Origin of the sequence: Parasediminibacterium schistidii, from assembly GCF_046546515.1 — a bacterium.
Classification (GTDB): domain Bacteria; phylum Bacteroidota; class Bacteroidia; order Chitinophagales; family Chitinophagaceae; genus Parasediminibacterium.
The window spans coordinates 69,653-93,009 of record NZ_JBKHKJ010000003.1 but is presented as its reverse complement, the minus strand read 5'-3'; the positions used below and the strand labels follow the sequence as shown (position 1 = coordinate 93,009).

General features: G+C 40.2%; 17 protein-coding genes. 8 read left to right on the top strand and 9 right to left on the bottom strand.

The window, feature by feature from the left end; translation table 11 throughout:
- Positions 1-79: 79 nt before the first annotated feature.
- Both ACHFIY_RS02640 and ACHFIY_RS02635 read left to right on the top strand, forming a co-directional pair.
- Positions 80-721, top strand: coding sequence for a sterol desaturase family protein (locus ACHFIY_RS02640; RefSeq protein ID WP_410844500.1), 642 nt, complete (start codon positions 80-82; stop codon positions 719-721).
- Positions 705-1,643, top strand: coding sequence for a phosphatase PAP2 family protein (locus ACHFIY_RS02635; RefSeq protein ID WP_410844499.1), 939 nt, complete (start codon positions 705-707; stop codon positions 1,641-1,643). The genes ACHFIY_RS02640 and ACHFIY_RS02635 overlap by 17 nt, the downstream gene beginning before the upstream one ends.
- Positions 1,644-1,655: 12 nt before the next feature.
- Here ACHFIY_RS02635 and ACHFIY_RS02630 read toward each other — a convergent pair whose 3' ends face one another.
- The gene (locus tag ACHFIY_RS02630) at positions 1,656-2,372 is read right to left on the bottom strand and encodes an SDR family NAD(P)-dependent oxidoreductase (RefSeq protein WP_410844498.1); all 717 of its coding nucleotides are present in this window, start codon (positions 2,370-2,372) and stop codon (positions 1,656-1,658) included.
- Positions 2,373-2,499: 127 nt separating this feature from the next.
- Positions 2,500-3,393 carry an AraC family transcriptional regulator gene (locus ACHFIY_RS02625; protein ID WP_410844497.1) on the bottom strand — a complete coding sequence of 298 codons (894 nt, stop codon included), beginning with the start codon at positions 3,391-3,393 and terminating at the stop codon, positions 2,500-2,502.
- 698 nt (positions 3,394-4,091) lie between these two features.
- Here ACHFIY_RS02625 and ACHFIY_RS02620 point away from each other — a divergent pair.
- The 4 genes from ACHFIY_RS02620 to ACHFIY_RS02605 all read left to right on the top strand — a co-directional run bounded on the left by ACHFIY_RS02620 (position 4,092) and on the right by ACHFIY_RS02605 (position 9,237).
- Positions 4,092-4,706, top strand: coding sequence for a CDP-alcohol phosphatidyltransferase family protein (locus tag ACHFIY_RS02620; RefSeq protein WP_410844496.1), 615 nt, complete (start codon positions 4,092-4,094; stop codon positions 4,704-4,706).
- Between the two features lie 140 nt (positions 4,707-4,846).
- A complete protein-coding gene (gene mrdA, locus ACHFIY_RS02615; RefSeq protein ID WP_410844495.1) occupies positions 4,847-6,973 on the top strand; it encodes a penicillin-binding protein 2 in 2,127 nt (708 codons plus the stop codon).
- 13 nt (positions 6,974-6,986) lie between these two features.
- Positions 6,987-8,342: a rod shape-determining protein RodA gene (gene rodA, locus ACHFIY_RS02610; RefSeq protein WP_410844494.1), complete on the top strand. Its 1,356-nt coding sequence runs from the start codon at positions 6,987-6,989 to the stop codon at positions 8,340-8,342.
- An 82-nt stretch (positions 8,343-8,424) separates the two neighbouring features.
- The gene (locus ACHFIY_RS02605; RefSeq protein WP_410844493.1) at positions 8,425-9,237 is read left to right on the top strand and encodes an MBL fold metallo-hydrolase; all 813 of its coding nucleotides are present in this window, start codon (positions 8,425-8,427) and stop codon (positions 9,235-9,237) included.
- Between the two features lie 127 nt (positions 9,238-9,364).
- On the opposite strand, the gene ACHFIY_RS02600 is transcribed toward ACHFIY_RS02605, so the two are convergent.
- The 7 genes from ACHFIY_RS02600 to ACHFIY_RS02570 all read right to left on the bottom strand — a co-directional run bounded on the left by ACHFIY_RS02600 (position 9,365) and on the right by ACHFIY_RS02570 (position 18,742).
- Positions 9,365-10,159, bottom strand: a complete 795-nt coding sequence (locus ACHFIY_RS02600) for a DUF6515 family protein (protein WP_410844492.1) — start codon at positions 10,157-10,159, stop codon at positions 9,365-9,367.
- A gap of 118 nt (positions 10,160-10,277) precedes the next feature.
- The gene (locus ACHFIY_RS02595) at positions 10,278-13,460 is read right to left on the bottom strand and encodes a response regulator (RefSeq protein ID WP_410844491.1); all 3,183 of its coding nucleotides are present in this window, start codon (positions 13,458-13,460) and stop codon (positions 10,278-10,280) included.
- 233 nt (positions 13,461-13,693) lie between these two features.
- Complete coding sequence (gene truB / locus ACHFIY_RS02590) at positions 13,694-14,392, bottom strand: tRNA pseudouridine(55) synthase TruB (RefSeq protein ID WP_410844490.1); 699 nt, start codon at positions 14,390-14,392, stop codon at positions 13,694-13,696.
- A gap of 3 nt (positions 14,393-14,395) precedes the next feature.
- Positions 14,396-14,584: a hypothetical protein gene (locus tag ACHFIY_RS02585; protein WP_410844489.1), complete on the bottom strand. Its 189-nt coding sequence runs from the start codon at positions 14,582-14,584 to the stop codon at positions 14,396-14,398.
- Between the two features lie 35 nt (positions 14,585-14,619).
- Positions 14,620-15,828 carry a TCR/Tet family MFS transporter gene (locus tag ACHFIY_RS02580; RefSeq protein ID WP_410844488.1) on the bottom strand — a complete coding sequence of 403 codons (1,209 nt, stop codon included), beginning with the start codon at positions 15,826-15,828 and terminating at the stop codon, positions 14,620-14,622.
- Between the two features lie 296 nt (positions 15,829-16,124).
- Positions 16,125-18,152, bottom strand: coding sequence for an SBBP repeat-containing protein (locus tag ACHFIY_RS02575; protein ID WP_410844487.1), 2,028 nt, complete (start codon positions 18,150-18,152; stop codon positions 16,125-16,127).
- 182 nt (positions 18,153-18,334) lie between these two features.
- Complete coding sequence (locus ACHFIY_RS02570) at positions 18,335-18,742, bottom strand: hypothetical protein (protein WP_410844486.1); 408 nt, start codon at positions 18,740-18,742, stop codon at positions 18,335-18,337.
- Between the two features lie 739 nt (positions 18,743-19,481).
- On the opposite strand from ACHFIY_RS02570, the gene ACHFIY_RS02565 reads away from it, so the two are divergent.
- The gene (locus tag ACHFIY_RS02565; protein WP_410844485.1) at positions 19,482-21,470 is read left to right on the top strand and encodes a tetratricopeptide repeat-containing sensor histidine kinase; all 1,989 of its coding nucleotides are present in this window, start codon (positions 19,482-19,484) and stop codon (positions 21,468-21,470) included.
- A gap of 79 nt (positions 21,471-21,549) precedes the next feature.
- Positions 21,550-22,167: a response regulator gene (locus ACHFIY_RS02560; protein WP_410844484.1), complete on the top strand. Its 618-nt coding sequence runs from the start codon at positions 21,550-21,552 to the stop codon at positions 22,165-22,167.
- Positions 22,168-23,357 lie beyond the last annotated feature (1,190 nt).

Sequence of the window (23,357 nt, the reverse complement as noted above, 5' to 3'; positions counted from 1 at the left end):
CACTTTGAGTCTTTCAGCCTTAGTGGCAAAAAAACTTGCGTAGTAACTGTTTTTGTTAGTGGGCATTAAAAGTTGAAACATGAAAAAGAATTACGTCTCAAATTCTACAGAATCGAGTAGGATGTTTAGTAATGGTCTAATGGAGTCCATGTCAAAAGTGCATTTTAGCGTTCCGCTTTTTATTTATATACCAGTAATCGCTTTTTTTTCTTTCAAGGCTTTCACAGGTAAAATAGGTCTTGAGGCTTTTATTTTTTATTATTTGATAGGGTTGCTGGTTTGGACAGCCACAGAATACTTATTGCACCGCTTTGTTTTTCATTTTCAGCCTAGCTCTGCATGGGGCAAGCGCATCCATTTCATTTTCCATGGTGTGCACCACGATTATCCCAAAGATGCTAAAAGGCTGGTAATGCCCCCCTCTGCAAGCATACCTTTGGCAACAGTTTTTTATTTTTTGTTTTATGTTATTTTTAAGCATAAGATAGATTTATATGCATTTTTCCCGGGGTTTCTTACTGGCTATCTTATATACGATATGCTCCACTTTGCAATGCACCATTACAATTTTAAAAATCCTTTAATGAAGAAAATAAAGCAGCACCACATGCTGCATCATTACGACGACCCTACCAAAGGTTATGGCGTATCATCCGCATTGTGGGATGTAATTTTTCAATCAGACTTTCCTAAGAAACAGCATAATGAGGCAAGAGGATAATCTAAAAAAAGGCTTTCACAAGAATAGCATTGTTGCAACAACTATCATTACTATTTCGTACTTGGCTTTGTCGGCTTTATTAGTAGGGTTTAAATCAGACCAACTATTCTTAGCTGGTATTTTTAATGCATTATACTATATCAATGCAGGCACTAGGAAATTTATTATCGGGTTTTCTATATTTATAGTGTATTGGATTATTTTCGACTACATGAAAGCGCTACCAAATTACTCAGTTAGTGCTGTGCATATTGAAAGCCTTTACAATGCAGAAAAGTATTTGTTCGGTATATCTAGCAATGGAAAAATACTAACACCCAACGAGTTTTGGTTACAGCACACAAGCAGCATGTTAGATACTATAACAGGTTTTTTTTATTTGTGCTGGGTACCTGTGCCTATGTTGTTTGCATGTTATTTGTTTTATAAAAGCCGCAGCCAGTTCATAGCTTTTTCCACTACATTCTTGTTGGTAAACTTATTAGGCTTTGTTGTTTATTATACTTATCCGGCTGCGCCGCCTTGGTATGTTCAGCAGCATGGCTTCCAGTTTATAGCGCATACCCCTGGCAATGTTGCAGGCTTAGGGCGGTTTGATAGCCTTTTTCATGTGCAGGTATTCCATTCAATATATGCCAAAAGTTCCAATGTGTTTGCTGCCATGCCTTCCCTCCATTCATCGTACCCGGTTATTGTATTGTACTATGGCTTAAAAAACAAATTGGGCTACATCAATATTTTTTTTGCATTTGTAATGCTTGGTATATGGTATGCAGCCATTTATAATAGCCACCACTATATTTTAGATGTTTTGGCGGGCATAGCATGTGCTATTCTAGGGATATGGGGTTTTAATAAAATGTGGGCTAACAATAAGTATGTGGCATTGGCTTTTAAAGCAATGCTGGTAAAAATAACATAATACGAGAAGGCATCATGCACCAGCATTTTCGGGGATAGAATGAAAAATACAATCTGTATTTTCTGTTTTTTCGATAAACAATTTCAATATCTCCGTGCCAATTGTTTCTGCACTATTTAAATTAGCAAGGTTGTTGTCGCCATCATCCGTTGGTTTCACCCAAAGATGTTGGTACCTCACGTTGTGCTTCTTGCTTTCTTCTGCAAAAATTTTAGACATTTCCATCTTTGCATTTTGTGCTATTTTAGACAATGGTGCATAATTGCCATCCTCAAAATCTTTGCCATAGCAAACGTTTACATAAAGGCCATCCTCAATCAATTTCATCGCATTCAGTATCAGACGGGCACACACAAAAAAAGGCGTAACCTCTGTGTCTATCATCTGCTGCCAGTCGTTTATATGTGCTTCTGTAAGCATACTGCTGCAAGGGGCATTGCTAAAAACGCCAATGCCAATATCTATTTTGCCAAATTCTTCCACGATGGTTTCGGCAATGTCAAAAGCCTTGTCATAATCTGGCAGCTCCGTAAGGTGCGTAATAAGGTGGCCAGTATTAATGTTTTCTATGCTTGCTTTTAATCCATTCAAGCCCTGTAAGCTAGTACCCGGAACAATTACGGTAGCATTTGCCTTTAAAAAGTAATGCACAATCCCCCTGCCATGTACCGTGGCCCCCCCAGCAATTAAAACAATTTTGCCTGTTAGCCTATTGCTTATATCCTGCATAATTATGTATTAAATCAATTACAAAGTTCTTTCGTATTTTTCTTTAATGTGATGTTTAAAAGTGCAATTAATATGTCTATATGGCGTAAAATTATAAATAAACGCCCAATGGCTTGAATTTCAATCCTTACAGGCTTTTCCTATACTCCGAAGGGGTAAGGCTAGTATGTTTCTTAAAAAACTTACTAAAGAAAAACTGATCGCTAAAGTTGAGTAGGTCTGCCACGTTTGCAACAGATAGGGTTACATCGTTCAGCAGCACTTTTGCCTCCATGATTACCATGTCGTCTATTAACTCCCCACAGGTTTTATTGGTTATTTCCTTTACAGTCTTGGTTAAATGCTTAGGGGTAATAAACAACAAACTGGCATAAAACTGCACGCTCCGCTCTTCTTTAAAATGTAGTGGCAGTACACGCAAAAAAGCCATTAGTATATCTTCCTTTCTAGTAAGTTTCACCACTGTATTTTCTCTGTATTTCCGGGCTATGGCTGCCAGTTCAAACATCAATAAGTTGAACGCATGGTGTATAACCTCTTCTTTAAAAGGATGCTCGTCTGTTGAATGGTCTTTTTCGTGCAGCATTAGCATTAGGTTCACCAAAATGTCGGCTTCCTTTTGTGCTAATGGGAAATAGGGGTCGCTGTTGGTCGAGAAAAAGCCAAAAGCATCTATATGTTTTTTGTTGAATCCTATTTGCGACAGGAACGCAGGCACAAAGCCAGTGCCTATAAAATGATAATCTGTTTGCTGTATAAATTCATGGATTGTATTGGGCGAAATAATTAGCAGGCTGTTTTTCTCTATCCTGTAATCTACTAGGTTTATTTTTATATGTGCAGTGCCTTCTGTAACTAACACGATAATAAAATGGTCAATCCTTACTGGCCTTGCAGGCCTTTTAGTTTTGTCTAGCTCGCTGCTTTTAAAAACATGAAAATCGTTTGCAGCCTTTGCCCTGCCCGTATTGGCTATGATTGTGTCAATGCTAATAGAAGGTATAGCGCCTATTTCTTTCATGTACAACAAATTAGCAAACCTAATTGGGGTTGCAAATATAGAGGTTGGCTCTATTATGTGGGTATAGTGGTATTATATAAAAAAATATGGAAAGTGTTTTTTGGGGTAGCATAATGGGTGCATAAAACTTTTTCGCTTTGTCCTGATACCCCTCAATCTATAAAAATAGTATCTTTGTTTAGGAATGCACTTGATACAAACTACTTACAAAACTCGTTTCTTGGCATCCTACTCGTAGCTCTTTTTTTACTAATATTAAGATAGTTGTAGTTACAAAATTTGGTCTTGTATTAATGGCTGTAAAATACGCACAAATCAAGCACAAAATGAGCATAAAATGAGCATAAAATACGCACAAATTACTCAAAAAATAAGCACAAAATAAGCACAAATCACGCACAAAAATTTGATGTTGTAATTGATAATCAATGGCTTACAAGGGTGGCAACGATTTTTGAAAAAAGAAACAGCGTAAAAATCCCACCAAAATGGCAAAACTGAAACTATTTTAATAAAAAAAGTAATGAAATAAATATTATAAAAATGTGCAATTATTGTCACCTTGCCCTGATCCTGTTATCTTTTCCTTTGGGTAACTTGTCTCGGTCTTTCGGGAGGGGTGAGGTTGGGCTAAGTTGATTTTTTAATAAAAAAGCGAAAAACTTTTATGCACACTAATTAATTTAGCTATAAAACCAATGATATTTTACACAAGATATATCCCGAAATTATTGATTTATTCTAGGTTACTAATTGGCGGCATTATACTAATGTTTAGTTATTTGCATATAAGCTATTATCCAGTAATTGCTGTTGTGCTTTTCACAATTGGGTTGTTGACAGATATTTTTGATGGCATTATTGCAAGGCATCTCAATATATCTACACAACACTTACGTAGGTTAGATTCTACAATAGACCAGATTTTCTTTTTATGCGTACTCATAGCAACCTATATAGAATGCCCCCAGTTTTTTTTAGGCAATAAAATACAAATGGTTATCATACTATTATTGGAAGGGCTTGCATACTTAGTTTGTTTCTTGAAATTTCGGAAAGAAGTAGCAACGCATAGTATCTCCTCAAAATTATGGGTCTTGGTTTTGTTTTCTACCTTAATCCAGGTAATGCTTACATGCAATGCTGGGGTATTGTTCCAGCTCTCTTTTTATATAGGCCTTATAACTAGGCTAGAAATTATCGGGATTATACTATTATTGAAAAATTGGGCAAACGATGTCCCAGGTATTTATCATGCTGTGCTCATACGCAAAGGCAAGCCCATCAAGCGGCATAAATTATTTAATGGGTAATCTATTACTAATAACTTACGACTTACTACTTATGACTTACCACTTATGTGGGTAAATTTTATTGTTTATTTTCTTGCAATATCCATTTGTAATCGGCAACTTTACACGGTTCAGTATTACAAATTTCCACCTAATCAATTATGTCGGTATTCAATCAAAGTCGCAGTGGTATTATCCAGATAGCTTTTGGGCTTATGTTTATGATTATACTTGGCCAATTGATAAACCTTCAGGTATTTTCTTCCAAATACAAGCTAGCAGCAGAAAACAACGCCATTTACAGAAAAATCATTTATCCAGACAGGGGCATTGTTTATGACAGGAAAAACAGGAGCATACTAGAAAATACAATCATGTACGACTTGGTGGTAACGCCTGTTGAAGCCAAAGGAATAGACACGCTAAGCCTGTGCAAACTACTTGATATTGATACTACAGAATACAAGAAGAGGATTAAAGACATTGCTTTTAAAAACGGGAGCGTGCGGCCAAGTGTTTTTGAGCCTTTGCTTTCTCCTGAGATGTATGGGAGGCTGAATGAAAACATGTACAAGTTCCCCGGATTTGTACTCAATGAGCGTTCTGCCAGGATGTACCCTTACAGTACTGCTGCCAATATACTAGGCTATACGGCTGAGGTTGACAGTAGTTTTTTGCGCAAGCACAAAGACGAAGGCTACGAAACAGGCGATTATGCAGGCATGACTGGTCTGGAAAGGAATTATGAGAAACTATTGATGGGTAGCCGTGGCGTAAAAAGGTTTATTCGGGACAATAAAAGCCGCATACAAGGCCCCTTTGAAAATGGAAGGTATGATACTTCCGCCGTTGCTGGGAAAAACCTGCACCTAAGCCTAGATGTAGAACTGCAACAGCTAGGCGAAAAACTAATGACAAACAAAGTGGGTAGTATTGTTGCAGTAAACCCAAAAACAGGCGGCATTTTATGCATGATAAGTGCACCAACCTACAACCCCAATTATTTAACAGGTAACCAACGCCGAAAACATTATGGCGAATTGGCACTAGACCCGCGCCTGCCTTTGCTCAACCGTACAGTAAGCACTAAATATTCACCTGGTTCTACTTTTAAAACCATTGTGGGCATCATTGGTCTTTCCGAAGGCGTAATAAACGAAAGCAGCCGCATAGGTTGTTCTGGTGCTTTTTATGGCTGTGGCAATGGCAAGCCCAAATGCCTTGACCCAGGCTATTTTAACCTCAAAGAGGCCATAGCCCATAGCTGCAATACCTATTTCGCAACTGTTTTTAAAAGAACGCTTGACCAGCCTAAATTTAATGGCGCAGACAGTGGGCTGAAAAGTTTCAATGAGTATGCCCGTTCCTTTGGGCTAGGTCATAGGCTTGGGGTAGATGTGCCATCAGAAAAAAACGGCAACCTGCCTATTTCATCTTATTACCGCAAGATATTTGGCCGAAACTGGAATTCCTGTAATATCATTTCCAATGCCATTGGGCAGGGCGAAGTGCAAACCACCATTGTGCAATTGGCCAATGTGATGGCAACCATTGCCAACAGGGGCTATTATTATACGCCCCATCTGGTAGATTCTATTGAAGGAGGCGATGAGTATGGGCTATTGGATACATTCAAAGTAAAGCACCTAACCAAGGGCGTACCTGATAGTGTTTTTGAAGACGTGCAGAATGGTATGCAGGCGGTAATGGAGTTTGGCACTGGCGCAGAGGCAAAAGTGCCAGGCATAGTTGTTTGCGGCAAAACAGGCACAGTGCAAAACTCGGCAAAGGTAAATGGGGTAATGGTAAAGCAAAAAGACCATGCTTTTTTCGGGGCATTTGCACCAAGGGACAACCCACGCATAGCCATTGCCATGATATGTGAGAATGCAGGCTTTGGTGCAGCCTCCTCTGCACCAATAGCCAGCTTGATGATTGAAAAATATTTAAAAGATTCTATTACAGAGCCAGAAAGGCAAGCTAGGGTAGAGCAATTGGCAAAAACAAACCTGATACCCCCTTTGATGAGGGCAGCAATGGCAAGAATGGACTCCATAAAGCAAGCAAAAATGAATAGCCAGCTGCAAATACAACAACAAAAAGAAACGGATGATACCACTGAGGAGGATATTAAAATAGATACCACTTCTTCAAAGGAAGTTGTGCCGAGAGCGGCAAAGGCAAAGCCCGCAAGGGATTCGGGCAAAAAAAGGATGGCATTTAACAATGCAGCAATTTTGACTGATGAACGAAAAAATAATTACATTAAAAAAACTGCAAAAGCCTAACCCTATTATATAAATGCCTACTAGTACTAAAAATAATAAAGTAATATCACAGGGTGTAGATTGGGTAATTGTATGGCTATATGCTTTGTTGCTAGGCATAGGCATCTTATGTATTTTCATGGTGGAATATAAGCCCGGCGGCAACCTGCTCCAATCTTTCCTAGCTGGCAAAACCAACTATAGCAAGCAGTTGATGTTTAGCAGCATCTGCGTGGTCATGGCAGTGTTTATATTGTTGGCAGACAGCAAGCTATTCACCGCTTTTGCAAACCTGATGTACACTTTTGGCATCGTGCTGATGCTGGCCACTTTTGTAATTGGCAAAAGCATCAATGGTTCCAAAAGTTGGATACCGCTAGGGGGGGGCTTTAACCTGCAGCCTGCAGAAATATGCAAAATTTTTACTGCACTGGCGTTAGCCAAATTCCTAGCACGGCAAGAAACAGATTTTACAAAGCTCCGTTCCCAGCTAATAGGTGGCTGTATAGCCCTTGCACCTGCTTTTTTATCCATTTTGCAAAATGAAACTGGGCTTGCTTTGGTATATTTTTCTTTTTTTATAGTCATGTACCGCGAAGGGTTGCCCCCGGGTTTATTGATTATTGGCTTTTCTTTTGGAGCATTGGTTATTGCAACGCTTGTTGTAAGTCCCAATATACTGGCCATCGCCCTTACTATTATTGCTGGTGCAACCATTTATTTTACAAAAAGGGTACGCAAGCGCAATAAAAACTTGCTGGCAACCATTATTATTGTTTGGGCTATCTGCGTGGGCGTACAGCGTTTTGCTGTGCCTTATATTTTCAATAATGTGTTCCAGTGCTACCAAAGTACCCGTATTTTTAGCATGGTGGGCAAGGATTATGATTGTAGCCAAAACAAAAGTGCCTTACGCAGGGTTGCAGACAAGGAAAAGGCAGCCAAAAAGCCTGATGATTATAATGTACGCCAAAGTAAAATAGCCATTGGCTCAGGTGGTTTGATAGGGAAGGGATTTTTAAAAGGCACGCAAACCCGTGGCAAGTATGTGCCGGAACAGCATACAGACTTTATTTTTACGAGTATTGGCGAGGCTTTTGGGCTTGCTGGTTGCGTGGTATTTTTAGGTCTATACCTTTTCCTGCTGCTCCGTATTATCAATACAGCCGAGAAGCAACGAAGTATATTCAGCAGGGTATATGCTTATAGCGTAGCCTGTATTTTGTTTTTCCATATCGTGGTAAATGTTTGCATGACCATCGGCTTGTTCCCCATCATTGGCATTACGCTTCCATTGATTAGCTATGGAGGATCGTCTTTGCTGGGCTTTACTATTTTGTTATTTATCTTAGTAAGATTAGATGCTGATAGGCAGATGGTATTGAGATAAACCCCAACCATAAAGGGAGCAAGATGCCGAGGATTTCAACGGCGTAATATTTTGAAATAATGTATTTAAACTATTGGATAAAATGGATTACGAAAAAAATAACCAACCACCAATCAATATCCCCCCCTTAGGGGATGGGGGTGAGAATGGGGGGCAAATCATTCCACTTTCAGAAGGCGCATTTACTATAGACAAAACCAAAATATTTGTCCCCTTCAATCTTGAGAATGACGATTTACAGCAACGGCCGATAGGCAGTTTGCTTGTAGAAGTGCAGCCCTTTTGTATTGTAACAGAAAAGGACATAATTGTGATTGATGCCGGTCTAGGGTTTAGCAAGGGCAAGCAATTGCAAATACACGCCAACCTGCTTGAAAAGGGGATAGACCCAGCAAGTGTTACCAAAGTATTGATGAGTCATTTGCATAAAGACCATGCAGGCGGGGTAAGCAAAAAAGATAGCTTTGGCAATTATCGCCTTGCGTTCCCCAATGCTACCTACTATGTGCAAAAGAAGGAATTTGAATTTGCCATGGATACTTCATACCCTACTTTCATGACAGAAGAAATAGGAGTACTGGAAAATAATCCACAAGTGCATTGGCTGGATGGAGATGGGGAAATAGAAGGCTTTATAAAGCATGAAATTACGGGTGGGCATAGCCCATTCCATCAGGTTTTTTGGTTAAAAATAGGAGGGGAGACTATTTTTTTTGGTGGCGACGATGCGCCGCAATTGCAGCAAATGAAAAGCAAGTTCGTGGCTAAATACGATTTTAATGGCAAAAAGTGCATGGAACTGCGCCAGCAATGGTGGCAGCAGGGCTTGCAGGAAAACTGGATATTCTTATTTTATCATGATATAAAAACACCTGTTTATCCTGAAAGGGTATAGATGTGATATTGGGTGCTTCAAAGTCTCAAAGTTGCATTAAAAAACAGAAAGAAGAAATATGTGCCTTATTTTTCTTCTTTCTTAAAATTTTGTGCTTCTTGGTATTTTCATGCTATCGTGGCAAAAATTATTTCCCCACTATTTTATAAGCTGTGTTGTTGCCATCGGTAACTTGTTGGTAAAACACATTGGCGGAAGAAAGGAAATATTGCTGGCCGTTTAAGTACACAGGCTTGCAATCACTAGGCAATTGTGGCACTATATCGCCTATTTGCGGCTCTACATATATTTGCTGTTGTTGTCCACCACCACCTTGCTGGTTTAGCACGCCATTAACGCCTACTACTGTGTAAAGCACTTGGTTGTTTGCATTCAATTCTTCCCTGTAATAAGTGCCTTCACATTCATAGTATTGTTTGCCATCTATCATTACAGCTTTTGCATGGCTAGGCAACTGGGGTATTTTAGCACCAAGAGGTGGGGCAATTACTTCGTAATTGTCATCGGCTACCCTCCTGTAATACACATCGTTGTAATAATAGCACCAACTATTGCCCAGCCAAAAATTGTAATAGCCGTAAGGCAAAAAGCCTACACGGAAACCGATACTAGGGTAGAACCCATAATTCGGATAATAGGCACGGCTATAACCATAACCCCTTGGATAATAAGAAGCCCTTGCATATACATTGTTGCCACCATGGTAACCAACATTGCCGCCATGGTAAACTGATTGGCTTCCGTGAAAACCACCAGATGAAAACCCACCCCCAAAGGAACTGTGGGAAGAATGGCCAGAACCAGAAAAAGAGCCAAGGTGATGCCCGCCGCCACGTTGAGCAGAAGCGGTAAATGAACTAATGGAAAATACTGCGGAAACTACTAATAAAAAAACTGCTTGTTTTATTTGATGCCTTTTCATAACCTGAAAATTTATATATACTAATCAGACTCAAATTTCATACAAACGATTGATGTTGAAATGCTAAAAAAAGGCGAAAAGTCATAAAATCGGTAAATGTGGTTTTCTACAATGCCACTTACTCAATTAATGTTTTTAAAAATATTACTTCCTTGTCTAAAGCCTCTATAAGCTTGCCAATATTCTCATTTTCGAAATCTTGCTCTTGTTCAATTTTTTTTGAAAGTTCCACCAGCTCGCCAAAGCAAGCAGACAAGGCTGTGCCTTTTATTTTGTGTGCAATTGTTCTTATCCCCGATAGGTCTTTTCTTTTTAAACAATTTCTCATTCCCTCAATCATATCTGTTGTAGGCTGGCCGAGGTTGTTTTTTATCAATAAAAGGAATTGCTTGTATATGTTCTCATTGTTGCCAAGGCGTTTTTGTAGTTTTTCAACGTCAAAATGATGGGTAGTATCTTCCTTTTTATTGCTTGCAAGCCAATAGTCCAAGGCTTTTTCTATTGCCCCTTTCACTATTGGTTTACTGATATAATCGTCCATGCCGGCTTCTAAGCATTTTTCTTTTTCCCCTTTTACAATGCCGGCAGTTAAAGCAATAATAGGCACTCGCGTACCCATAGATGCTTCTACTTCCCTGATGGCAGCAGTTGCTTCATAGCCGTTCATTTCTGGCATCTGTACATCTATAAATATAATATCTGGGTTCTCTTTTTTAAATTGAGATATTGCCTCTTTGCCATCGGTAGCTTCTATAATGATAGCACTGGGCAAAACACTGTTAATAATTGTCTTGGCCAAGAACATATTTACGATATTGTCTTCTGCAATCAATATGGTTATTATGCCACCAATTTTATTGATTAATTCATACTCAACCCCATTTTTCAAAGGAACAAGATTTTTCGATGTTTTGGTGCTTATCCTGGAAAGCGAATCGAACAACTGCCTTATTTTTATCGGTTTTACAAGGCGTTGCTGCACTTCCAACTCACGGCAGGCAATATTGATGCTTTCATCGTCAGAAGAGCTATACAAAAGGATAATAGGCTGTTCTTTTGCCTGCAAGTGGATATTCATGCGTATATTCCTAATGGTTTCTATGCCGTCCATTTGTGGCATTTGGTAATCCATTAATATAGCATCGTATTTTTTGCCAGATTTTAATTTTTCCAGTGCCACCACGCCATTTTCTGCCATGTCGCAAGCTATGTTTTTGATAGCAAGCATATTTTGCAGTATAATGCGGTTATTGGTATTGTCATCTACAATCAGAATATTTTCAATATGGTCTATGTTTTCCCATTCTATCGGGTCGCCTTGCATTGATTTAAATGCAATGTCGAAATAAAAAGTAGTGCCTTTGCCTGGCTCGCTAACCAATTCCAGCTTGCTGCCCATTAAGTATAGCAATTTATTTGATATAGTAAGGCCAAGCCCTGTGCCGCCATATTTCCGGGTAGTAGAAGCATCTTCCTGCGAGAATGCTTCAAATATTTTTTGCTGGTTCTTTGGTAAAATGCCTATACCCGTATCCCTTACCGAAAACCTGAAATTGGTTTCACCATCATGCTCATCCGATTCTGAAAGTATGGCTACTTTTAGCTCTATTTCGCCCTGCAGGGTAAATTTTACAGAGTTACCTAGCAAGTTTACCAGTACCTGCCTTATCCTTATGGGATCTGCCCATATAAACCTAGAAATATCTGGTGCTATATTTAGCAGCACTTCCAGTTTTTTCTGGTGTGCCTGATAGGTAATTACATCCGCCACTTGGTTTACCAATTCCAGCAGGTCTGTTTTTTCTATATCTAACTCTAGCTTGCCAGCTTCTATTTTAGAGAAATCAAGGATGTCGTTAATAATGTCTAGCAGCGAATTAGCCGATTGGTAAACGGCAGACATATACTGCACCTGCGTGACATCTAAGTTGGTACGCAATAGCAGATCGGTAAACCCTATAACCCCGTTCAACGGCGTGCGGATTTCATGGCTCATATTGGCTAAAAAATCCGATTTGGCAACATTGGCAGCTTCTGCTTGTTCTTTTGCTTTTACTATCAAATCTTCTGCCCGTTTGCGCTCTGTCAGGTCGGTGTGTATGCCTACTACCCTCAATGGTTTTTTATCGCTAGTCCAGTCAATTACTTTGCCCCTTGCAAGTATCCATTTGTAGCCCCCATCTTTGCAACGCATCCTAAATTCTTTTGAATAGATAGGTGTTTCGCCCCTAAAATGGCTTTCCAGTGCTTCAATGCAATCTGCAAGGTCGTCAGGGTGTACCCTTGTTGACCATTCTTCAAGCGTGTCGCCAATTTCATCCGGCTCATGCCCCAAAACTTTTTTCCATTTATCGGAATAGAATGTTTTATTAGTGGCTGTGTTCCAATCCCAAAGGCCATCGCCAGAGTTTTCCAGTGCAAATTTCCAGCGTTCTTCGCTTAGCCTTAGTTTTTTGTCTGCCTCGCGTAGCTTGCTTATATCATGGGCAATGGCATAAATGTTGCCAGAAACATTATCAGTACTTGCACTCCATTGCAATATTTTATAGGTATTGTCTTTAGTCCTGAACCTGCTTATCGTTTGCAGTTCTTTTTCACCTTTTCTTAGGTTGTCCACTCGTTCCTTGCTGGCTTTTGCATCGTCAGGATGGATAAAATCCAAAAAAGGCACATCTATCAAGTCTTTTTCTTCCCAGCCCAAACTTTTAATAAAAGCAGGGTTTATTTTTTTGAAAAGCCCGTCTTTACTAATCAGGCAAATAATGTCGCTAGATTGGTTAAAAAGCCTTTCATAGTTTTCAAGTTCGTTTTTCTCTTTTTTGGCAACAATTTGCATTACTACTTCCTGTGCCAATATTTCCAATGCCCTAAGTTGGTTTTGGTTTAATTTTTTAGGTACGCGGTCAATTACGCAAAGCGTGCCTAAAGCATATCCATCAGGGTCTACCAATGGATGGCCTGCATAGAATTTTATGTCAGGGTTTCCCAAAACCAAAGGGTTGGCGTTAAAGCGTTCATCTTTTGTAGCATCTTCTATTTCAAATACACTAGGGCTGGTAATAGCATATTGGCAAAAAGAAATATTCCTTGGGGTTTGTGATGCTGCTAGCCCTTGCCTTGATTTAAACCATTGCCTGTCCTCGTCTATAAGGCTTACCAAAGCAATGGGCACATTGCATATTACGGAAGCAAGTTCAGTAAGGCGGTCAAATTGCTCTTCGGGCAAAGTGTCTAAAATGTTGTAATTTTTTAGCGCTTTTATACGCTCTTCTTCATTATGTGGTAGCGGGTAATTTGCCATGCTTCTTTTTAAATAGCTATTCTACATATACCAACAAGCAGGTACATACAATGGTTTTAAATATAGATGAAGGATTTGAAAAAATATCCTTTTTAGGAAAATGCTATTATTTATTGTGCCAAAACAAATCGGCATCAATAATCAACAAGCCTAAAAGAGTGCTACAAGTTAGATGTTTTTTGGAAAAGTAAAGCTAAATAGTTTTAGCAGGGGTGCATTAATACGCCTATGATTTAGTCCAAAGAAGCAAATGCACCACTCCTTACCTGCTGCTCAAAGCTATCTATTGAAATGGCATCTGCATTTTTAAATTCACCTATCCTCGTCCTGCAAAGGCTGCTCATATAGCCACCCACGCCTAATGCTGCACCAAAATCCTTTGCCAAGCTCCTAATATAAGTACCTGTGGAACAAACCACTTTGAAATGCACCACAGGCAGTTCTATTTGCGTGATAATAAATGATTTAATGGTTACAGGCCGTGCATCTACTTTTACTTCTATGCCCTGCCTTGCAGACAAATACAAGGGCTTGCCATCTTTTTTAATGGCGGAATGTTGGGGTGGCATTTGTAATATATCGCCTGTAAATTGTTCTGTTGCAGCATGTATAGCATCTTCTGTTAAATGAGCAGTATCTATAAAGTTAGTAGGTTCAGTTTCCAAGTCATAGCTGGGCGTGGTACTGCCAAGGGTAAATGTACCCGTATACTCCTTCTCCATGCCCATGTATTCGTTTATTTTTTTAGTAAACTTGCCGGTGCATACAATTAATAAGCCAGTTGCCAATGGGTCTAATGTACCCGCATGGCCTACTTTAGGCACTTGCACCAAATTGCGCACTTTTCTTACAATATCAAAGCTTGTCCAGCCAATTGGCTTATCGAATAATAAAACCCTGCCTTCGGCAAATTGGGGTATAGGTTGCTTCATTAATTAAATTGTGATGTATAAAAAAGTTGCCACTAAGACACAAAGGCTCAAAGCTGCACGAAGAAAAATAAGGCTAAAAGTTATTGATAACATCATTTTTCTTCTTTTTTTCTTTCTTCTTCTCTTAAAACTTTGTGCTTCTTTTTGTCTTCGTGGCAGATTAGCCAAACTTGCACCAGAATAGTAACGCATTTTTTAACTTAAAACCTAAAACTCAAAACTTAAAACTATTTCCTCAGGCTTTTATACGCCAACACGGTACTTATTAACGTAAGCACCGCACTTACTATAAATGGTGCGCCAGGGAAATGCACGGGTGCAGCCGATGAAGTAAAATATGCAAAAGCATTGGTCATTATCAACGGGCCAATGATAGCGGTAGCACTCATTAGGCTGGTTAAAGCACCTTGCAATTCGCCTTGCTCGTTAGGTGGCACATGGGTAGAGATAATGCCTTGTATAGCTGGCATAGCTATGCCCCCTAGGCAATAAACAGCCGTAAAGGCAAACATCATCCAAGTTTGTGTAGCAAACGCAAATAAAAGAAAGCCTATTGCATACAAAGCAAGCCCTGTGTAAACGCTTTTTTCCTGCCCTAGCTTGGGTATTATCTTTCTTATCAGCAAGCCCTGCACTATCATCACGCAAATGCCCACTACTCCAAGCGAGTTGCCCACCATCCTGCTGGACCACCCAAATTTTTCTATGGTATAATAGCTCCATGTAGTTTGAACAGAATGGGAGGCTATATAGATAAGTGTAATGGAAATAACCATGCCCGCAATAACAGGGTATTTGTTTAGCATACGCAACGAGCCAACCGGGTTTGCCCTTGACCATTGAAAGGGGCGGCGGTTTTCTTTGCTTAGCGATTCAGGCAAAATAAAATAACCATACAACCAGTTGATGAGGGACAAGCAAGCTGCGCCTATAAACGGTGCCCTTACCCCGAAATGCGCCAACTGCCCACCCAATACTGGACCTATGATAAAGCCTAGCCCAAATGCAGCCCCAATCATCCCGAAGTTTTGTGCCTTTTTTTCTGGTGTGCTAATGTCGGCAATATAGGCAGACCCAGTAGTGATACTTGCCCCAGTAACGCCTGCAATCAACCTGCCCACAAACAGCCATGCAATGGTGGGGGCAAAAGCAAGGAACAAATAATCTATCCCAAAACCAAACAATGAAAAAAGCAAAACAGGTCTGCGGCCATATTGGTCGCTGAGGTTGCCAATAATAGGGGAGCAGAGGAACTGCATGAATGAATAAGCAAAAATAAGCCAGCCCCCATAGCGGGATGCCTCGCTTACCGTGTCGTGTATCAAGCCTTGTATTAGTTGCGGCAGAATGGGGATGATAATCCCAAACCCAATAATGTCTATCAATAGCGTTACGAAAATAAACCCCAATGCCGCATCTTTTTTGTCCCTTGCCATACAGTATTTATATAAACTGCAATGTTAAGCCAAATAATGGCTAATTCTTTTTTGAACTGTCGATAAGTGCAAACCTATGATTGCATTAAACCCCGACAGGGGTTGAACAATAGTAGCCATGGGTGCAACCCGTGGTGAACAAAGGCAAAAACATGGGGTTTGCTTAAAACCTGAAATGCCTGCCATGGGTTAGACCCATGGCTACTATTGTTTAACCCTTTCAGGGTTTTATCAAACAAATTTGCCAACCTTCAAAAGGTTGGCAAATTTGTTAAAACAGAGATTTAAAACTTATTCTACTTTACCAACAATTCCTGATTATAAACAAAACCACTTCCACCCTTTACTTGTAAAAAGTAATTGCCACTAGTTAATTTGCCGGGCAAAACAATATTTCGATTGGATGAGCCACCTTCATGCACAATGGCTTGGGTTAGGATTGACTGCCCTAATGTATTGAATAGCTGCAAGCTATAATTGCCTTTTTCCATGTTGGATAGTTGTAAGTAAAGGTTGCCATGTGTTATAGGATTTGGATATGCCCTAACCACACTTGCAGCCTTGCTGGCGTTTACAACTACTATGGGGGTGTATTTTAAGTTGCCCTCTTTGCTTACAATTTTAATGCGGTAATAAGTTGCCCCATCAAATGGGTTAGCATCAATGCTTGTATAGGTAAAAGCATTGGCTGTGTTGAAAGCCTTTATACTATTTATTTCGCCGAAGGCAATACCATCATTGCTTTTTTCTACTTCGTAATGGTCGATGTTTATTTCATTTTGTACGGACCATTCTATGCTTACGACGGTGGCTTTTGGGTATGCTTTTACAGAAACAATATCTACTGGCAGCAATGTGGTAGTATCGGTAAACTCGAAAATAAAACCGTCTTCTGGTTCATTGTAACTAATGGGTACATGTAGCCCCAATATGGTAACAGTAGTATCTACACCCGGAAAACCAGTAACATAACTACCTACAACGGCCACATTCTTTTTCCAAACGGCAAGACCTGTTGCTTTTACGTCAGGGTCGGTGGTGTTTTGGATAATCGTGGTAATAGCGCCGTTGGCTTTGTTCACCTCGCAGATGGCTAGGTAGTGGGTGATGTCTATGCCACTGAAAGTAACGGGGTAATTATTGGTGTGAATGGTAGCCCATAGCTTATCATTGGCTTTGTCATAAGCCAAGCGGTAGGCATCATAGCCATAAGTGCCAAAGTCGCCATAGTTTTTTGCCCATTGAAACGTACCTGATGCATTAAATTTTGCATAAAAGATATTGGTTGCGCTCTGCCCTGCATTCAATTTGCCAGTGCCTATTTGAACGGAATCGCTATAAGTGCCGCCTACATAAACATTATCTAATGAATCTACAGCTATCCCTGTTGGTACAGAATTGGCACTTCCCCAGTTTGGCTTTATCCATTGTGTTTTTAGGTTATTGTCTAGCTTTAGGGTGTAGCCAGAGTTGTACCCGCTAGCATAGCTGCCCTTTACATTCTTTATAGGTGTGCCTGCCACAATTTGCAAAGCACCTGCATTGGTAGAGTCGCTGCAGGTGTAGCCGCCCACTACAAGTATATTCCCTTTGGAATCTCCTGTTATGCCTGTGATAAAGTCAAAATTCCTTGCAGGCTCAAAACGGGCAAGGATGCTGCCATTTCCATCCATTTTCCAAAGAAAAACATTGCTGTTGCAGCAATCGATATTGGTAAAAACAACACCATCAAAATAGGGCTTGGAGGTTACTTGGTTGGTGATGGACCCGCCAAAAAACAGGTTGTTGTTTTTATCAATGTACAGTGCTGTTTGCTTGGCTATATAGGCATTGTATTCAAATGCAATCCCTCCTTTCACCCATTTATAGTTGCCGTTGCTGTCTAGTTTGGCCAAAAAGCCATGCTCGCCAGCAGCAGTGTCTTGGTTGATGATGATGTTGTCGAACTTGGCGTTTCCTTGGGCAAAACCTACTATGTACACATTGTTGTTGCTGTCCACGGCTATGTCGTGTGCCGTTTCTATATCGTGCCTGCCACCCGCTTTTTTTGCCCAGATTGTCTTTCCTTTTCTGTCAAACTTGGCAATCACTATGTCTTCGCTGTATTCTGTGGATACCAGTTTGGTGCCGTTGTCAAAAGTAGCGGTGTCCCTAAAGCTACCCGCCGCATATATGTTGCCCCGCTTGTCATACGCCACGCATTTGAAACTTGTGGGGCCGTAGCCCGTAGCTGTTATTTTTTTCAGGAAATGTGCATGGTAAGGTTGTGCCATAGCACTTAAACTGCCAATGGCTAGCAGTAGTAGGAGTATTTGTTTTTTCATTGTTGTAGTATTAATGGGGTTAAAATGTAAAAAGGGTATTGTGGCCACGAAGGCACAAAAGCACGAAGTAGCACTAAGAAAAACAAGTTTAAAAGGGTATAGGATAACACAAAATATTTTCTTCTTTTCTTTATTTCCTTCGTGCCTCTTTGAGCCTTGGAGCCTTAGTGGCAAGCTATTATCTATTGTTTTGTCCAGATGCCTTCCACTGCTTGTGCCCTTCCCTCGCAGGGGTCGTTTTTGGCGGCCATGGTCATCTTGCCGTCTTTAATGGTGTAGGTATAAAAGCCCTCTACCCCAATGCAGTGGTTGCGTGGCTCGGTTTTATTGATCAGGGTAACCACATTGTCTTTCACAACATAAGTACCTGTAGAAGTAACATGACCATTTACAGAAATGGAAGAAGTATAATCTGCATTGGCTGTGAGCAATACCGAAACCCCGCTAAATTGTCGCACCCACTTGCCCGCTATGGGATTGGTAGGGTCTTTTAATGCCTTGGCAAAGGCTATGTCTGTGTTGTTTTTTGCTAAGGCAGTAGATGTTGCTGCCGCAATGATGAGGAATAAGAAGAAGGCATTTTTTTTCATACGTTGCGTTTTTAATTGTGCTGAAATGAAATATTGCGGGCTGAAATACAACCCTTTTTTCGCAGCATAAAAGTAGAAGGAGGCAGCCGGGGGCTTTATCCCCTAAAAAGGGGATTTTTGGAAATAGAATATTGCTGCACTTTTACATGGAGAAGCAAGCCGGGGCTTTTTGAATTGTATATTTTTGGAAAAAAGAAATGGGAAGGATGCTTAATAAATATTCATAGGAGACCTGCGTCTAGAGACGTTGCATGCAACGTCTCTACTTTCAATCCTATTTTTTTATGGGGGTAAAAAAATGTCGCTCGGATGCCTATAAATGTAATTCATGTAAGCAAAAATGTTGTTCCAGCACGTAATTGGGTTGTTCTGATGCGAAAAAAAGTTGTTCTGATGCGTGATTAGGTAATTCTTTTGCGGAAAATTGTTGTTCTGATGCGGAAAAATGTTATTCTTTTGGACAATCCGGCGGCTTTTTTGGGCATACAAAGACAAATTGTCAGCATTTGAATAAAAAAATTAGGGTCTGTAATGGTTTTACTTCGCTATCTGATAACTTTTCCTTGGCAACTTCCCGAAAGTTTTGAACTTTCGGGAAGTTTACATCTACGCTTCGGAAAAAGCCCAATAGATAGCTAAGCCTTGAACGGTGCTATCGCCGTAAATGCCCAATAGAAAGGGAATAGATGGGACACAAAAGATTTTTTTTGTTTTTCTTCAATACAATAACCAACCATTCATGAAGGCACTTGGATTGATAATAATACTGCTTAACGCAACGGTTGCCCTGTGCCAGCCAAATTGGAAGCTGTACAGGGATAGCTTGCTAACTAGGCTGGCACACCAGAAAGAAGACAGTGACATGGTAGAAACCTTGTTGTATATAGGTAACCTGTACCAAGCCAACCTGCCAGACTCTGCTATGTATTATTACCAGAAAGGCAATGAGTGGAGCAACAAGCTAAACTATACAAGGGGCAAGTTGCGGTTTATTGCTTGCAAGGTGGAAATACTGGAAAGGGCAGCCCGGTTTGACGAGGCATTGCAACTAACCTTGCAAGCCGTGTCGATTGCCGAGAAAGCCAATAACCCCAATATGCTGGGCGGGGCTTATAACAATGTGGCGGAGATTTACCTTGACAAAGGGGATATAGAAAAGGCATTGCTTTATTACCAAAAGGCGGTGGCAGTGTTTGAAAGCGAGCGAAATAAGTTTAAACTAGGCATTGTGTATGGGAATATCTTGGGCGTATATGTATCTATCGAGGATAGGGAAAAGGCTTATCAATATGCATTGAAAGCCATATCCAATAGTCGGGAGGGACATAGCGACTATGGCGAAGCCATTGGACTGGAAAACCTAAGCGCGTTGTTGATGAAGATGAAAAAATATGACTCTGCCCTGCTAGTTTCCAACCAAGCGTATGCCATTGGCGTGCGGGTAAATGATAAAACCTATCAATCTGGGGCGTTGTCCTGCATCAACGAAGTGTTGTTGGCTACCAATCAACTATACAAGGTAGAAAAGAATGCCATTGAAATAGAAAGGCTCTCAACATCTGTGGATGACAAGCAAGGGGTGGCAGTGGCTAGGTACCAGCTAGGCCAATATTATTTTAAAAAGAAAGCATACACGCAGGCAAGGCGATATTCTGCAGAGGCACTAGCTATACTTACAGAAAACAAGCTACGCCCCATCTTAGAGGACGTGCATGGGTTGATAGGCAATATTGCATTGGCCACAGGCAATATAAGCCTGTTTGAAAGCGAAAAAGGACTAGCAGATTCTATAAAAGATGCAGGGGTGAGTAATAAGATACTGAAATATAACCAGCAATTGGAAGCAGCGTATTCGTTGAACAAAAAGCAAGCGGAGATCAATAACCTGAACAAGGAAAAGGAAATTACCGCCCTTATGCTGCGGCAGCGTTATACCACTATCCTCGTGCTGGCTGCATCCTTGATGGTGCTTGGGCTGCTTGGCTTTTTATATTATAGGAACAGCCAGCAGAAAAGCAGGTTGCTATTGGCAAAAGATGCACTAAAGGCACAGCGTATTAGGGAACTAGAGCAAGAGAAACACTTGCTAGCCACCGAATCTGTATTGCAAGGGCAGGAGCAGGAGCGGCAAAGGCTTGCCAAGGACCTGCACGATGGATTGGGAGGCATTTTATCAAGCACAAAATATTCATTTAGTACTATGAAAAATTATTTGATTGTAACGGAGGAAAACGCAGCGGCCTTTGAAAGGAGCATGGGCATGTTGGATAAATCAATCAGCGAGCTGCGGCGAGTAGCACACAATATGATGCCCGAAGCGCTGATGAAATTTGGGTTGGATACGGCTTTGCAAGATTTTTGTACGGGCATCACCCAAAGTGGGGCGTTACAATTGGTTTACCAGTCTTTTGAGATGGATGATGCTACCATCCCGCAAAGCAAGGCTTCCATTATTTACCGCATTATACAGGAATTGATGAACAACACCTTGAAACATGCCGAGGCAAAAAATGCCTTGGTGCAAATAATAAGAACAGGAAATAGCATCAGCATCACAGTAGAGGACGACGGGAAAGGGTTTGATGTAAATATACTAAAAGACAGTAACGGCATTGGCTATAGCAACCTGCAAAGCAGGGTGGCTTATTTAGATGGCAGCATCGATATACAAAGTAATATTGGCAAAGGGACTTCTGTGCATATAGAAATACCGGATATTGCAGGGTAAATTGTTTTGAGTTTTGTATTTTAAGTTTTAAGTTCTGCATTTGACTAATGACTTACGACTTACCACTTACGACTAGTGTATGATAAAAGTATTTATTCTAGAAGACCATCAGATGGTAATTGAGGGCATCCGTTCTTTACTGGAAGGGGAGAAGGAGATTGAATGGATGGGGTATGCCAAGCTGCCATCCGCTTTGCTGGAAATGTTGCCACATAAGCAGCCCGATATTTTGCTGATGGACATAAACCTACCCGAAAAAAGCGGGTTGGATTTATGCGTGGAAATAAAAACGGCTTACCCAGCCATGTATATTATTGCCTTGAGCATAGCGAACCAGCCAAGCATTATCAAGAAGATGATGGAGAATGGTGCATCTGGCTATTTATTGAAAGATGCTACTAAGAATGAAATCATGGCTGCCCTTCACCAAGTGAGCAAAGGCAAAGAATATATTAGTTTTTCCGTGGCCACTGCCTTAAAAAACACTGCACCAAAGGCTACATTGCCCATCCTGACCAAAAGGGAGAAAGAAGTGCTTGAATTGATAGCAGAAGGATTAAACAATTCAGAAATTGCTAACAAATTGTTCCTCTCCGTAACGACGGTAGATTCACATAGGAAAAATATGCTTACCAAGTTTAGCGTTAAAAACACAGCGGCACTAGTGAAACTTGCTGTGAGCAACGGTATGATATAAGTATTTTTATTACTTACCAAATAGGCACATAGCACACATAGACAAGAAAATGAAAAAAAAGAAAACATAGTACTTTGCAAGCGTTTTCCCTAATTGTGTTATCCAAAAATAGCTGCACCTACTGTACCCCTCAGAAGAGCTACTGTACGAAAACATCTTTTTTATACCCTTTTTGGGGCCTTTGCCCCCTTGTTTGGCAGTGTATTTTTGGCTTAGATTTTAAATGTCAGGCCTTTATTGGTGATAACTCATTGAAATACAGTGTTTTTTTGGTTTTTAAGATGAGTGTTTTGTGAGTGAAAAGTGAGTGTTTTTTGAGTGTTTTTTGAGTGATGTGTGGGTGATTTGTGAGTGAAAAGTGAGTGAAAAATGAGTGATTTTCCATGTTTTTTTAGTGGAAATAAATATATTTAATATCTTTTTAATTTAATATTAAAAATAGTACCAAGAGGCCAAAGACTTATGCTAGGGCAACCGGTTCGGTTGGAGCCTAACGGGGACAAAGTGCGACATATACTGTAAAATTGGGAATAATTCACGGGCTATTGAAAAGGACAATCCTATATGGGGGAAATTTTGGATACTCATGGGGGCATATTTCCCCCATATAGGATTTTTATTTTGGGTTATATATTCATCCATGCCAACTTTACATTAAATTAGGAACTATTCTCCTTAGCTTTAGCTCCTGCACCAGTTGGTAGATGACTGGAGGAAATGATAATCCACCATCAAAATCTTATCAGTTTCTTATCAATAAATTATTATTCTATTATCATAAAACTATCAGTCCATTATCCATAAATTATCATAAAATTCACTTAAATTATAATAAAAAATGAGGCTTAAAAAACATAAAAAACTGAATATCAATGAGTTAAAGGCAAAAAAAAGAAAATAGAAAAAAAATAAACCCCAAAAAAGAGGAAAATAACCCATTTCAAATATTCGCTTTGGTCTTCACATTCACCCCTTTATTCTTGCTCCCTCTCCCTTTGTAAAGGGTTGGGGTGAGGTCTGGCTGGGTGATGTCGGGATGTAGGGTGGGGCTTTCACAATCACCTAGTAAGTTTCTTCTAAATAAAACAGACTAATTAAAAGCGAAGATTTGAAATGCCCCCCTTAAATCTATGTGACTATGTGGTCAGTTGCAATCTTTCTTTCCTTCGTGCCACTTTGAGCCTTTGAAT

Coding starts and splice junctions, on each gene's coding strand:
- ACHFIY_RS02640 (WP_410844500.1), top strand. CDS start 80: ATGAAAAAGAATTACGTCTCAAATTCTACAGAATCGAGTAGGATGTTT.
- ACHFIY_RS02635 (WP_410844499.1), top strand. CDS start 705: ATGAGGCAAGAGGATAATCTAAAAAAAGGCTTTCACAAGAATAGCATT.
- ACHFIY_RS02630 (WP_410844498.1), bottom strand. CDS start 2,372: ATGCAGGATATAAGCAATAGGCTAACAGGCAAAATTGTTTTAATTGCT.
- ACHFIY_RS02625 (WP_410844497.1), bottom strand. CDS start 3,393: ATGAAAGAAATAGGCGCTATACCTTCTATTAGCATTGACACAATCATA.
- ACHFIY_RS02620 (WP_410844496.1), top strand. CDS start 4,092: ATGATATTTTACACAAGATATATCCCGAAATTATTGATTTATTCTAGG.
- mrdA (WP_410844495.1), top strand. CDS start 4,847: ATGTCGGTATTCAATCAAAGTCGCAGTGGTATTATCCAGATAGCTTTT.
- rodA (WP_410844494.1), top strand. CDS start 6,987: ATGCCTACTAGTACTAAAAATAATAAAGTAATATCACAGGGTGTAGAT.
- ACHFIY_RS02605 (WP_410844493.1), top strand. CDS start 8,425: ATGGATTACGAAAAAAATAACCAACCACCAATCAATATCCCCCCCTTA.
- ACHFIY_RS02600 (WP_410844492.1), bottom strand. CDS start 10,159: ATGAAAAGGCATCAAATAAAACAAGCAGTTTTTTTATTAGTAGTTTCC.
- ACHFIY_RS02595 (WP_410844491.1), bottom strand. CDS start 13,460: ATGGCAAATTACCCGCTACCACATAATGAAGAAGAGCGTATAAAAGCG.
- truB (WP_410844490.1), bottom strand. CDS start 14,392: ATGAAGCAACCTATACCCCAATTTGCCGAAGGCAGGGTTTTATTATTC.
- ACHFIY_RS02585 (WP_410844489.1), bottom strand. CDS start 14,584: ATGCGTTACTATTCTGGTGCAAGTTTGGCTAATCTGCCACGAAGACAA.
- ACHFIY_RS02580 (WP_410844488.1), bottom strand. CDS start 15,828: ATGGCAAGGGACAAAAAAGATGCGGCATTGGGGTTTATTTTCGTAACG.
- ACHFIY_RS02575 (WP_410844487.1), bottom strand. CDS start 18,152: ATGAAAAAACAAATACTCCTACTACTGCTAGCCATTGGCAGTTTAAGT.
- ACHFIY_RS02570 (WP_410844486.1), bottom strand. CDS start 18,742: ATGAAAAAAAATGCCTTCTTCTTATTCCTCATCATTGCGGCAGCAACA.
- ACHFIY_RS02565 (WP_410844485.1), top strand. CDS start 19,482: ATGAAGGCACTTGGATTGATAATAATACTGCTTAACGCAACGGTTGCC.
- ACHFIY_RS02560 (WP_410844484.1), top strand. CDS start 21,550: ATGATAAAAGTATTTATTCTAGAAGACCATCAGATGGTAATTGAGGGC.